Here is a 12,675-nt window from a genome sequence, read left to right on the forward strand (position 1 = left end):
TTTCATTTTCTTTTTAGTCCTCCATTGTAGATAGATCGCCTGTTGGAAGGTTTAACTCCCAAGCCTTTAAGACACGGCGCATAATCTTACCGCTTCTTGTCTTTGGAAGCTTATCACGGAATTCAATTTCCCTTGGAGCAGCATGTGCGGCAAGACCTCTCTTAACAAATTGACGGATATCCTCTTTTAATTCTTCTGACGGTTCATTGCCATCAATTAATGCAATAAAGGCTTTAATAATTTCTCCACGTACTGGATCTGGCTTTCCGATTACACCTGCTTCTGCTACTGCAGGATGTTCTAGAAGCTTGCTTTCTACTTCAAACGGGCCAACTCTCTCGCCAGATGTCATGATTACATCATCAACACGTCCCTGGAACCAGAGGTATCCGTCTTCATCCATATAGGCTGAATCGCCTGAAACATACCAATCACCAGGCATGAAATAGGATTCATATTTCTCCTTATTATTCCAAATTGCATGCATCATCGATGGCCAGCCTTTTTTAATAGCCAAATTCCCCATACGATATGGAGGCAGTTCATTCCCTTGATCATCTACAATTGCAGCAATAACCCCAGGAACCGGCTTGCCCATTGAACCAGGTTTGATTTCCATACAAGGGTAATTACAAATTAATAAGGCACCTGTTTCAGTCATCCACCATGTATCATGAAATCGTAAATGGAATACCTTCATTCCCCACTTTACTACTTCAGGATTCAATGGCTCTCCTACACTTACAATATGACGAAGACTGCTTAAATCAAAATTCTTTACGAGTTCATCTCCAGCCCCCATAAGCATTCTAAATGCAGTAGGTGCACTGTACCAAATCGTTACACCATATTCTTCAATCATCTTATACCAGGATTCAGGATTAAATCTTCCCCCAACAATTAAGTTAGATGTTCCTGTTAGCCATGGTCCGAACATGCCATATGAGGTACCTGTCACCCAGCCAGGATCTGCCGTACACCAGAACACATCCTCTTCCTGCATATCAAGAACCCATTTTGCTGTATGATACTGCTGAATCATTGCGTTATGAACATGTAAAACTCCCTTTGGCTTTCCTGTCGATCCGGATGTATAATGCAAAATTAATCCGTCAGTTCGCTCGACCCATTCAATCGAAAGTTTATTGCTTGCTTGGGCTAATCTTTTATTAAAATCAATGTAAGGACCTTCCTCTTTAACTTCTTCGCCAACTAGGAAAATAGTTTTTAGAGCAGGTAATTCATCTACAGGAACCCGGCTTAATAATTCAGGTGTTGTAATAAGAACTTTCGCTTCGCTATCCTCTAAGCGATCGCGAACAGCTCCTTCCATGAATGCTTCAAATAGAGGGCCAACAATAGCACCAAGCTTAATTGTTCCTAAAGCTGCAAAATATAGCTCTGGAGATCGCGGCAAAAAGATAAATACTCTATCCCCTTTTTCAACATCACCATATGTCTTCAAAACATTGCCCGCTTTATTTGAAAGCTCCTTCATTTCCTTGAACGTATACTTCTCATTTCTTAAGCCTTCACGAAAATAAAGAGCTATTTTATTTTTTCGAAAGGACTCGGCGTGACGGTCGATTGCTTCATAAGCCATATTTACCCGCCCTGTTTCATACCAGGAGAAAACCTTCTCCCCCTCTGCCCAATCAAATTGTTTGTATGTGTTCTCGTAATTTTTTAAATTATAATCTCCCTGAGTTGCTGGCAAAGCTTCCACTTTCATATATCAATATCCCCCTTTGATTATGACAGATGCCTTAGCATGTTAAAAGATTCCCTTTAAAATGCAGAACAGGAACTGTAAAAGAATTAGTTGTTTTATTATTATAGTATAAGTTTTTTCTTTTCTCAATTTTTAAAATATTGATTATCTTATTTGAAATAATTTATCAATAAAATGAAAATGAGTAAAAATAACTAAAATTAAATCATATATTCTCAAAAATATAATCTAATAATGGTAAATCAAAAATATATTCTTTCAAAGATGACACAAAGTGTTTTTTAATAATACAGAAAATATAGGCAAGTCGATTAAAAATGAATATTTTTATGTATAATGGAATTAATCATGAATGTCATTAGGCGGTGAATAAATGGAACATCGAAAAACCTATAATGCAATGCAATTAAAAACCCCAAAGGGGAATTTAATTATTGAAGGGCCCATCTCCCCTGATAAATTAGCAGATTTGGAGTTTCATAAAGACTTAGTGGCTTTTCGCCAACCAGAGCAGCAGAAAAAAGCTCTTATTGAGATAGCTCGATTGCCAGAAGGAAGAATCATCATTGCCAGATATATGGATACTATAGTCGGATATGTTACATATGTATACCCCGATCCTCTTGAAAGATGGTCCGAAGGGAAGATGGATAACTTAATAGAACTTGGCGCCATTGAAGTCATTCCCGATTTTAGAGGGTCAGGAACAGGAAAGAGCCTCTTAAAGGTATCCATGATGGACGAGGCTATGGAAGATTATATTATTATAACGACAGAATATTATTGGCATTGGGACTTAAAAGGGACAGGATTAAATGTTTGGGAATATCGAAAGGTTATGGAGAAAATGATGAATGCCGGGGGACTGGAATGGTACGCAACAGACGATCCAGAAATTAGTTCTCACCCTGCTAATTGCCTCATGGCGAGAATAGGCAAAAGAGTCGATATAGATTCAATCCAGAAGTTTGACGGTCTCCGGTTTATGAATCGTTTCATGTACTAAGAAAAGCGCAAGCGCCTTCGGAACAATTATAGGACAATTGTTCCTGCGAAGATTATTCGCAGAAGCTTTCCTTTATGCTTGTAGGGGGTAGGCGCTGGAGCTAGACAATGAAGGGGGATATAAAAGTGATTGTTGAAGAGATAATGAGGAAGAATGTTGTAGCTCTATCGAAAGACGATATTATTGCAAATGCCATCAGGCTAATGAACGAAAATAAAATTCGTCATTTGCCCATCATTGATGAAAATCAGCATCTAATAGGTTTAGTAACAGATAGAGATATTCGTGACGCTACCCCTTCTATACTTTTTGAGACCGAAAAGTTTAAAGAGCTTCTGCAAAACCCTTTAGAAATGATTATGCGGACTGACATTATCACTGGCCACCCTCTTGATTTTGTTGAAGAGGTATCGGCTATTATTTATGAGCACCGCATTGGCTGTCTTCCCATTTTAAAAGATGATAAGCTTGTTGGAATTGTAACGGAAACAGATCTTCTTCGAACATTAGTCGAATTAACTGGCGCTCATCAGCCAGGCTCTCAAATTGAAATAAAGGTTCCTAATAAAGCTGGTATGCTTTCCGAAATCACAACCGTCATTCGAAATAGAAAAGCAAATATTCAGAGTGTATTAGTTTATCCTGATAAAAGTGATGAAAAATATAAAATTATTGTTTTAAGGGTACAAATGATGAACCCTCTTTCTATTATTCAAGACCTTCAAGATGCCGGCCATCAAGTATTATGGCCTAATACACCGGGGCAGTCATCATGATCCAAGATTCTGTTTTTGTATTTTCAGAAGACTTGCTGGAATATAAATTCAGCGAGAATCATCCTTTTAATCAGCTGCGGATTAAACTAACACTTGATTTACTCACACATTTAAACGCCATTGAGAAACATCATATCATTCCTCCTAGAAGAGCGACAGATGAAGAATTGCAATTCATTCACGATCCTAAATACGTGAACGCAGTAAAATTAGCTGGAATTGGGCAGCTTTCCCCTGAAACAGGGGAGAATTATGGTCTTGGTACAGAAGATACCCCGATTTTCCCTAATATGCATGAGGCAAGTTCATTATTAGTTGGCGGAACGTTAACAGCCGTTGATTATGTTATGAATGGCCATGCAAAGCATGCTTTGCATCTAGGGGGAGGACTTCATCATGGATTTAGAGGGAAAGCATCAGGCTTTTGTATATATAATGACAGTTCAGTTGCCATAAAATACATACAGGAAAAATATAAAGCCCGGGTGCTATATGTAGATACCGATGCCCATCATGGAGACGGTGTCCAGTGGTCCTTTTACGATGACCCTGATGTATGCACACTTTCCATACACGAAACTGGCCGCTATTTATTCCCAGGAACAGGGAATGTAAATGAACGGGGTCAAGGTAAAGGATACGGGTATTCTTTTAATATACCGGTTGATGCTTTCACAGAGGATGACTCTTGGCTAGAAATATATCGTACATCATTAAAGGAAATTGCTGATTATTTTAAACCAGATGTGATCCTGACGCAAAATGGGGCTGATGCTCATTATTTGGATCCACTTACCCATCTTTCTTCAACGATTAATATTTATCGTGAAATTCCAAAGCTTGCTCATGAAATTGCCCATCAATATTGCGATGGTAGATGGATTGCAGTTGGCGGCGGCGGATATGATATTTGGCGTGTGGTTCCCCGTGCTTGGTCGCTAATTTGGCTGGAAATGAAGAACAATCCAAATCGATATGGAACCTTACCTTCAGAATGGGTAAACACCTGGGAGAAGAATTCTCCAGTTCCTCTTCCAGCCCAGTGGGATGACCCGCCAAATATGTACAAGCCGATTCCAAGAAAATTAGAAATCACAGAAAAAAACAAACAAACACTTGATAAAGCACTATATCCGATTAGAAATCAGAGTAAAAAGGAAGCAAACTAAATGGTTCTGAAATTCTATGAATATATATGTCTATTATGATAAAAGGACCCAATTGGGTCCTTTTATTTCGTTACAAGTTCATCTTTACTATATTTCGGATCTGAAATGACGATTTCTACTCGTCGATTTTTCTGCCTATTTTCAGCTGTGTCATTCGATACAATCGGTCTTGTATCTGAATAACCAACAGCAATAAATCGGTTGCTATCCAAATGATGTTTTTCAATCAAGTAGTTAATTACGCTGCTGGCACGTGCTGCAGAAAGCTCCCAGTTAGACGGATAACGGAAACTATTCATCGGCCGGTTATCTGTATGTCCTTCGACTTTAACTAAATTAGGTAGCTTTTGTAATAATTCTCCAACCTTATCAAGGAATGCATACGCATCACCTATAACCTCAGCCTGTCCAGGGGCAAAGAGAATTTTTTCCTGAAGTACTAGAACGACTCCACGGTCTGTACGGTTAGCAAGGATTACATCATCCAGCCCATTTTTGTCCAAAAAGCTTTGCACTTCAGATAATAGATCTTCTAATGATGTATTAGCCGAGTCTGCACCTTTATCTTTATCCTTGTCTTTTGCTGGCATTTCATTCTCGATTCCTACCGGCTGATCGAGCGGGACTATTGATGGATAAAAATCAAAGAATTGCTCTCTGAACGATTCCGTTATTGCTTTAAATTTCATCATATCAATCTGAGACATGGAAAATAGTAAAATAAAAAATACGAGTATGAGAGTTACAAGGTCAGAGAACGTAACCATCCAGCCTGGGGCACCTTTTCGAGGTTCAGATGCCCTGTTCCTAAGCCTCATCGTTTAATGCCTCCCCAGAAGTCATTAACTGTGCTGCTTTTTTCCTTTCTTTTGAAGATAGAAAGGCACTAAGCTTTTCTTCAAGCAGCTTTGGATTCTGACCAGCTTGTACACCTATAACTCCCTCAATAATGATTTGCTTCAAAAAAACCTCTTGCTCTGTTTTCAAGGCAAGTTTAGCAGCGAGCGGTAAAAATACTAAGTTTGCCATTAATGTACCATATAAGGTTGTTAGTAATGCAACAGCCATATTAGGTCCTAAACTAGAAGGGTCGTTTAAGTTTTTAAGCATAAGAACGAGCCCGATGAGTGTACCGATCATCCCCCAGGCCGGTGCATATTCTCCTGCCTTCTCAAGAATACTTCTGCCTTTTCGATGTCTTTCTTCCATTGCAGTGATTTCAGCATTCATAATATCATTAATCATATCAGGTTCAATTCCATCTACCGCAAGCAGGATTCCCTTACGGATAAAAGGGTCCTTAACCTCTTCAATCTCTGCCTCCAGTGATAGCAGTCCCTCCCGGCGAGCACGCTCTGACAGAGTAACAAAGGTTTTAATTAATACATCTAAATTTTGCTCGTTTTGACTAAAGCCCTGTCTAATGACAGTAAAAATATGTTTCATATCTTTAATCGGAAAGTTAATTAGCAGCCCAGCTATAACGCCACCTAATACAATCAACATAGAGGCAGGATCAATAAAAGAAAAAAATCCACTAATTCCCCCATTTGTGACGATTCCAAAAATCAGCATAACTGCGCCAACAACTAATCCAATTGGCGTTAAAACGTCAAACTTTTTCATTTAGTCCCTCTCCCGATCCTCAAAAAATAATGAAAAAAGCATCCTTTATATAATAATATCGGCTATTTCATTATTTTGTTGAGCTGCGTTCTTCAATCCGGTGAGGAAGGACAATAATATGATCTGACACTTCTTCTTTATTCATATATTTTGTTAATAGTCTCATCGCAACAGCACCAATATCATAAAGCGGCTGGACAATTGTAGTTAGTTGCGGACGAACCATTAATGATAATTTAGTATTGTCGGAACTAATAACTTCAAAATCCTCTGGAATATGATATCCTCTGTCTTCAGCTCCATGAACAATACCAAGTGCCATTTCATCAGATGAAGAAAAAATCGCAGTCGGCTTCGGTTCTGCTTCTAAGAGCTTTTCAAATGCTTCAATTCCGGAATCGTACGTATAATCACCTTCTGCTACTAAGTCTTCTTTAAATAGAAGTCCTTTATCAGCAAGTGCACGTTTGTAGCCTTCGAGCTTTTTTACTCCATTTATTGGATCATGTTTTGGACCTAGAACAATCGCTACTTCTTTATGCCCCTTATCAATAAAATTAGTGATCGCATCATAAGTAGCCTGTTCATAGTTAATATTTACAGACGGAATTCTTTCTGTTTCCTCAATGGACCCTGCTAAAACTATCGGTACAGGAGATTTCTCAAATTCCTGCACAAGCTCCTCTGTAATATTTCCACCCATAAAAACAATGCCATCAACTTGCTTTCCAAGCATCGTATTAATTAAATGAAGTTCTTTATCTAAATTTTGATCTGAGTTACTTAAAATAATATTATATTTATACATCGTAGCAATATCTTCAATCCCTCTTGCCAGTTCTGCAAAAAAGATATTTGAAATATCTGGTATGATAACTCCTACGGTTGTTGTCTTTTTACTAGCTAGTCCTCGAGCAACTGCATTCGGACGATAGCCTAATCTTTCAATCACTTCAGATACCTTTTTTCTTGTGGCAGGCTTAACGTTAGGATTTCCGTTTACTACACGAGAAACGGTAGCCATCGAAACATTGGCCTCTCTCGCCACATCATAAATGGTTACATTCATCTATATCACTCCTTAAGATTAGAACAAAGTTACATATTAATTATTAGTTTACAACAATGAATCATAACCTAAACACACTGATGTTTGTGAGTGGTTACACAATCGTAATTATGTATCTTATCATACGACAGACTTTGAAATGCCGCAATGTCAAGCATCTATATTTTAAAATAAAAAAAGCCTTCTGACCATTAACAGAAGGCTTTCGGCTATTACACTCTAACAAATGCAGAAGATTGCAGTTCTTTCATAAACTCATCAAACTGTTTTAAATCCATTTGTTGGGCATTATCAGATAAAGCAACTGCAGGATCCGGGTGAACCTCAGCCATAATACCATCGGCCCCAATAGCTAATGCTGCTTTTGCTGCAGGAAGCAGTAAATCACGTCTACCTGTTGAATGCGTAACATCAACCAATACTGGTAAATGTGTTTCCTGTTTTAGAATTGGAACAGCAGAAATATCAAGAGTATTACGAGTAGCACGCTCATACGTACGAATTCCGCGTTCACAAAGAATAATTTGCCCATTGCCCTGTGCCATTATATATTCAGCAGCGTTAATAAATTCTTCAATTGTTGCAGCAATTCCACGCTTTAGCAATACAGGCTTATTAACTGCACCCGCAGCTTTTAAAAGCTCGAAATTCTGCATATTTCTTGCACCAATTTGAATAACATCAATATAATTAACAGCTGTTTCGATATCTGCAGGACTTACAATTTCACTAATTACCGCTAAATCAAATTCGTCTGCTATTCTTTTAAGAATCTTTAGCCCCTCAAGACCAAGACCTTGGAAATCATATGGAGATGTTCTAGGCTTATAAGCTCCACCGCGAAGCAGCTTAAGACCCTTAGATTTAATAGCATCCGCAACTGTTGCAACTTGCTCATACGATTCAACTGCACAAGGTCCAAAAACTAAATGTTGATTACCATCCCCAACTTTTACTCCCTTTAAGTCTACAATTGTATTTTCAGGCTTTTTCTTTCTTGAAACTAAAAGGGCTTTACGATGATCATCCTCTTGCAGCTCTAAACCAGCCTTAAAAATTTCCTTGAACACATGTTCAATAGTTGAATTTTCAAAAGGGCCGTCATTATGCTCCTTAATTAAATTAAGCATATGTCGCTCTCGGACAGGATCATATCGGTGTACACCTTGTGTTTCCTTTGCCTTTCCGATTTCTTGAACTAATTTAGCTCTTTCATTAATGAGTGAAAGAAGCTGTAAGTTTAGCTCATCTACACGATTTCTTAACTGATTAAGTTCGTTACTCATTCCTGTCCCTTCCCTTCAAAGTATTTTTTTACGATATGGAAACGGATGTCTCTTTAGCCTAGATATTATTATGCTGAAAAAATCATATTTTCAAACGATTTTCTCTTTATCCGGCTATGTATACATTCATTCTCCTTTATCGAGCTTTAAATATATGGTACATTTTTAATAATTAGAGTAATTATATATGAATTATCTCTACATGTCACTAATTTTTTCTTTAATAATTAAACGCTTTTATGTAATAAAGATTTAAAGGGTTAATATTGTTACTTTTTATACTTTTTCATTAAGCAAAGAAGGTGTGTATACTTGCTTGAACAAAAAAAGCTATTTGCTTTAGATATTGGCACTCGTTCTGTAAATGGAATTATTTTAGAAGAATCTCAAGGCAAATACCATGTTATAGATATTCTTGTAAAAGAGCATACGGAACGTGCAATGCTTGATGGACAAATTCATGACGTTTTAGCTGTGTCCAAAATTATCTCTGAAATAAAAGAAGAGCTTGAAATAAAACACGGGCTTTTAAAGAAGGTGAGTGTCGCTGCTGCTGGCCGTGCCTTAAAAACAGAACGTGCTGAAGTAAGCATTGATATTAATGGCAAGCCTTTAATACAAAAAGAGGATATTCTCCATTTGGAGCTAAGTGCAGTTCAGCAGGCACAGGCAATCGTTGCGGAGAAACACCAATCAGAAAAGACATATTATTATTGTGTCGGATATTCTGTCCTTTATTACCGATTAGACCGAGAAGAAATCGGCAGTTTGATTGATCAGCAAGGAGACGAAGCTTCTGTAGAAATTATTGCTACCTTTTTGCCAAAGGTTGTCGTTGAATCACTTCTATCCGCACTTCATCGTGCTAATTTAGAAATGGAAGCATTAACACTTGAGCCTATTGCAGCTATAAATGTATTAATTCCTCCTTCAATGCGCCGGTTAAATGTTGCTCTAGTCGATATTGGTGCAGGGACTTCTGATATTGCGATCACAGATTTAGGCACTGTCATTGCCTACGGAATGGTCCCGGTAGCTGGTGATGAAATAACCGAGGCGCTAAGTGACCAGCTCCTGTTAGATTTTCCTTTAGCTGAAAAGGCGAAAAGAGAGCTGCTTGAACATGATTTAATTAAAGTAACTGATATTCTTGGATTTGAAACAGAGATTGCGAAAGATGAAATCTTAAAAAGTATTTCGCCAGCATTAGATAAACTTGCTTCATCTATATGTAATGAAATTCTTTGCTTAAACAATCAGCAATCACCAAAAGCTGTGATGCTCGTTGGAGGCGGCAGCCTAACACCGGAATTGCCAAAGCGAGTGGCTGCAAAATTGAATTTGCCGGATAACCGAGTAGCGATAAGGGGAATAGATGCTATTACTTCTCTTACATTATCTGAGCATATTACAAAAGGTCCAGAGCTTGTTACGCCAATTGGAATTGCTATCGCTGCTCATAAATCCCCTGTTCAATACAAAACGGTCTATGTAAATGAGCAGCCTGTTCGATTATTCGAGGTGAAAAGTTTGACAGTTGGCGATTGTCTTCTCGCTGCGGGGATAAAAATGAACAAATTATACGGGAAACCAGGATTAGCCATGATTGTGACTGTAAACGGACAAAACATTACAATTCCTGGCGGCCACGGGGAACCCCCTCTTATTTTGTGTAACGGAGCTCCATGTTCCCTAGACAGTGAAATAAAAAATGGAGACCAGCTGATCGTTGAAAAAGGTGAAAACGGTCAAAAAGCTGAAGTGCAAATAAAGGATCTGCTTAATGAAATCCCTGTGAAGGATATCAAAATAAATGAACAATCTTATAAGATATCCGCTTCTTTAACCTGTAATGGAAGTAATGCTGATCCGAAAGAGTTTGTTTATGATCGAGATGTAATCCAGTGTAAAATGCCAGAAACAGTTGAAGAAGTGCTAGTTGCTCTTAACCTCCTAGAATTAATAGCTGAGACAAGACCGTTCAGGGTGAATATAAATGGAAAAGAAACATTTATCCCGCCTCTAGCTGGAAAAATGTTTCGAAACGGTCGAGAAATTAAATCCTACCATGGCTATGAGCATGGGGACGATATCATTATTGAAAAAAAAGGGACAATTACAGTTAGAGAACTGGCAGACCTTAAACAGATAATGCTTACCCAAAGCATTCCTGTTACATTTAACAACAATAAAATTGATCTCAAAAAAAACGTCTCTCTCATTAAAAGACAAGGCGTGACTTTATTAGAAGATGACGTGATCGAAGATGGAGACCATCTCAACCTTGAGCAAGGCAAGATCGAGCCATTTATTTTTCAAGATTTATTTGGTCATGTAAATATTGATATTCCTGCTCATTCTGATGGAAAGTTTGTATTATTGATCAACGGAGAACAAGCAACTTTCCACAGCTCCATCCAGCCAGGAGATGATCTTCAGATAGTCTGGCCATCACTTACTACAGCACGAAATAAATAAAACATCCAAACGGATGTTTTATTTATTTTCCTTAACAGCTTCTTTTAAAGAGCTATAAGTAATTTTCCAATGAGAGGCATGCCAAGCAACTTTGCCATTTCTAATTAGCAGGGCTTGTGGTGATTCATGTTTAATGTTGAACTTATCTGCAATGTAGTTTGATAAAGGACGCTCTTCTTGAACAATCAAATAGTACATCGGTAGGTTTTCTTGTTCTTCAGCAAAGCTTTCATACTCTTCATATGCAGCCTGACTGATAGGACATGTTGAACTATGCTTTAAAATAATTAACTGCTCTTCATTTTGTAAAGCCTGATCAAAATCCTCATTACCATTAAATCTTTTCATCCTTTTACCCCCTATTAAAAAATAACAGTGAAGCTATCTTACCACTCCACTGTTTGCAAAACAATTTCAATGATTATATTTATTTTCTGTCTCGTCAAATGCCTTTTTTGTTTCCTCTAGCTTCCTTTGTATATCATCATTACTTACTGCTGAGTGCTGATTGGAATCAGTTTTTTTGGCTATTGTATCAATTGGGTTTATATTCTTTACTTTATTAACTAATTCAATGGACTGTCTAGAAACAGATTGAGCAAGCCCGCTGGATTTTTCCTTTGCTGTTTCAGCAAGCTGTATGCCTCTAGATCTAGCAGTTTCACGAAGCTGACCTGTTTTCTCCTTCAGTACAACGGCTTGTTCATTAAGATTGCTTCTTAATTCTTTTCCGGATTTAGGAGCAAGGAATAGTGCTGCAGCTGCCCCTACCATTCCTCCAATCAGAGCACCGATAATAAAATCCTTCGTATTGATGCTATCATTTGATTTTGATTGTGTTTGTTCGTACTGACTTCTCTCTTGATTACTCATACTAGAATCTCCTCCTAATTAACTTCTTTCTCTTATCCATCTCTTTTGAGGGGTTGGCTTGTCCACCGGAACTTCTTGAGTTTCAGGTTGTTTTCTCATCTTCCATTTGTCTTTAAGTTCCATTAATACTTGGCCCCATTGAACAACCTGTGAAATTCTTTCTTTGTTTTCCTCTAGCCCCTCATTAACAGAACTCGTAATCTTTTGAATCGATCCATTGAAGCTGCGGACAGAGTCTCCAACTTCTTTCACAGCAATAACAACACTATTAAGACTTTCTGATTTATGCTGAACATCCTCTGCCAGAGCATTTGTTTTTTCAAGCAGGGCTGTTGTTTCCCTCGTTACCCCTTCTAGCTGGCCCTCTAAACCTATTAATGTTTTTGAAACACTATCTAATGTAATCTGCAGAGATTTTAAAGTTTTTGATAAGTAAATGACAAGAATAAAAAACGCGATAGCGATCACAGCTATACTTAAATACAAAATAATTTGCACGATGATAACCTCCATTTGTCCTAGCTATTTATCTTATTCCCAGTTGCAGTCAACATAAACCCCCTAATCAAAAGAATTCCATTTAATAGAACAGATCTCCTGCTAGTATTTTCATCAAATCTTTATACATTGGACATTTTAACATAAATGTCCAATGTTAAA

Annotated in this window: 12 protein-coding genes; 4 read left to right on the forward strand and 8 right to left on the reverse strand. The window is 37.8% G+C overall.

Features of this window, described 5'->3' with window-relative positions:
• Positions 1 to 13 precede the first annotated feature (13 nt).
• Entirely contained in the window at positions 14 to 1,732 is a 1,719-nt protein-coding gene (gene acsA, locus H0173_RS19785; protein WP_221848488.1) for an acetate--CoA ligase, read from the reverse strand.
• 373 nt (positions 1,733 to 2,105) lie between these two features.
• Between acsA and H0173_RS19790 the strand changes: the two genes are divergently transcribed.
• From H0173_RS19790 to H0173_RS19800, 3 genes are all read left to right on the forward strand, one after another.
• Entirely contained in the window at positions 2,106 to 2,738 is a 633-nt protein-coding gene (locus tag H0173_RS19790; protein ID WP_221848489.1) for a GNAT family N-acetyltransferase, read from the forward strand.
• Between the two features lie 125 nt (positions 2,739 to 2,863).
• On the forward strand, positions 2,864 to 3,514 hold the full coding sequence (locus tag H0173_RS19795; RefSeq protein WP_221848563.1) for an acetoin utilization AcuB family protein: 651 nt from the start codon (positions 2,864 to 2,866) through the stop codon (positions 3,512 to 3,514).
• Positions 3,511 to 4,683 carry an acetoin utilization protein AcuC gene (locus H0173_RS19800; protein ID WP_221848490.1) on the forward strand — a complete coding sequence of 391 codons (1,173 nt, stop codon included), beginning with the start codon at positions 3,511 to 3,513 and terminating at the stop codon, positions 4,681 to 4,683. The genes H0173_RS19795 and H0173_RS19800 overlap by 4 nt, the downstream gene beginning before the upstream one ends.
• 62 nt (positions 4,684 to 4,745) lie before the next feature.
• Here the strand turns inward: H0173_RS19800 and motS are convergent, their stop codons facing one another.
• The 4 genes from motS to H0173_RS19820 all read right to left on the reverse strand — a co-directional run bounded on the left by motS (position 4,746) and on the right by H0173_RS19820 (position 8,664).
• Positions 4,746 to 5,501, reverse strand: coding sequence for a flagellar motor protein MotS (gene motS, locus H0173_RS19805; protein WP_221848491.1), 756 nt, complete (start codon positions 5,499 to 5,501; stop codon positions 4,746 to 4,748).
• On the reverse strand, positions 5,491 to 6,309 hold the full coding sequence (gene motP, locus H0173_RS19810; RefSeq protein WP_221848492.1) for a flagellar motor protein MotP: 819 nt from the start codon (positions 6,307 to 6,309) through the stop codon (positions 5,491 to 5,493). Before motP ends, motS begins: the two co-directional genes overlap by 11 nt.
• A gap of 70 nt (positions 6,310 to 6,379) precedes the next feature.
• The gene (gene ccpA, locus H0173_RS19815; protein WP_221848493.1) at positions 6,380 to 7,378 is read right to left on the reverse strand and encodes a catabolite control protein A; all 999 of its coding nucleotides are present in this window, start codon (positions 7,376 to 7,378) and stop codon (positions 6,380 to 6,382) included.
• A 212-nt stretch (positions 7,379 to 7,590) separates the two neighbouring features.
• The gene (locus H0173_RS19820) at positions 7,591 to 8,664 is read right to left on the reverse strand and encodes a bifunctional 3-deoxy-7-phosphoheptulonate synthase/chorismate mutase (RefSeq protein WP_221848494.1); all 1,074 of its coding nucleotides are present in this window, start codon (positions 8,662 to 8,664) and stop codon (positions 7,591 to 7,593) included.
• 312 nt (positions 8,665 to 8,976) lie between these two features.
• Here H0173_RS19820 and H0173_RS19825 point away from each other — a divergent pair, with 312 nt between their 5' ends.
• A complete protein-coding gene (locus H0173_RS19825) occupies positions 8,977 to 11,142 on the forward strand; it encodes a cell division FtsA domain-containing protein (protein ID WP_221848495.1) in 2,166 nt (721 codons plus the stop codon).
• A gap of 18 nt (positions 11,143 to 11,160) precedes the next feature.
• Here H0173_RS19825 and ytxJ read toward each other — a convergent pair whose 3' ends face one another.
• The 3 genes from ytxJ to H0173_RS19840 all read right to left on the reverse strand — a co-directional run bounded on the left by ytxJ (position 11,161) and on the right by H0173_RS19840 (position 12,513).
• Positions 11,161 to 11,490 carry a bacillithiol system redox-active protein YtxJ gene (gene ytxJ / locus H0173_RS19830; RefSeq protein WP_221848496.1) on the reverse strand — a complete coding sequence of 110 codons (330 nt, stop codon included), beginning with the start codon at positions 11,488 to 11,490 and terminating at the stop codon, positions 11,161 to 11,163.
• Positions 11,491 to 11,556: 66 nt separating this feature from the next.
• A complete protein-coding gene (locus tag H0173_RS19835; protein ID WP_221848497.1) occupies positions 11,557 to 12,015 on the reverse strand; it encodes a YtxH domain-containing protein in 459 nt (152 codons plus the stop codon).
• A gap of 18 nt (positions 12,016 to 12,033) precedes the next feature.
• Entirely contained in the window at positions 12,034 to 12,513 is a 480-nt protein-coding gene (locus H0173_RS19840; RefSeq protein WP_221848498.1) for a DUF948 domain-containing protein, read from the reverse strand.
• Between the last annotated feature and the right edge of the window lie 162 nt (positions 12,514 to 12,675).

It is taken from the genome of Bacillus sp. S/N-304-OC-R1, from assembly GCF_019749375.1.
GTDB lineage: Bacteria > Bacillota > Bacilli > Bacillales > Cytobacillaceae > Cytobacillus.

Coding starts and splice junctions, on each gene's coding strand:
- acsA (WP_221848488.1), bottom strand. CDS start 1,732: ATGAAAGTGGAAGCTTTGCCAGCAACTCAGGGAGATTATAATTTAAAA.
- H0173_RS19790 (WP_221848489.1), top strand. CDS start 2,106: ATGGAACATCGAAAAACCTATAATGCAATGCAATTAAAAACCCCAAAG.
- H0173_RS19800 (WP_221848490.1), top strand. CDS start 3,511: ATGATCCAAGATTCTGTTTTTGTATTTTCAGAAGACTTGCTGGAATAT.
- motS (WP_221848491.1), bottom strand. CDS start 5,501: ATGAGGCTTAGGAACAGGGCATCTGAACCTCGAAAAGGTGCCCCAGGC.
- motP (WP_221848492.1), bottom strand. CDS start 6,309: ATGAAAAAGTTTGACGTTTTAACGCCAATTGGATTAGTTGTTGGCGCA.
- ccpA (WP_221848493.1), bottom strand. CDS start 7,378: ATGAATGTAACCATTTATGATGTGGCGAGAGAGGCCAATGTTTCGATG.
- H0173_RS19820 (WP_221848494.1), bottom strand. CDS start 8,664: ATGAGTAACGAACTTAATCAGTTAAGAAATCGTGTAGATGAGCTAAAC.
- ytxJ (WP_221848496.1), bottom strand. CDS start 11,490: ATGAAAAGATTTAATGGTAATGAGGATTTTGATCAGGCTTTACAAAAT.
- H0173_RS19835 (WP_221848497.1), bottom strand. CDS start 12,015: ATGAGTAATCAAGAGAGAAGTCAGTACGAACAAACACAATCAAAATCA.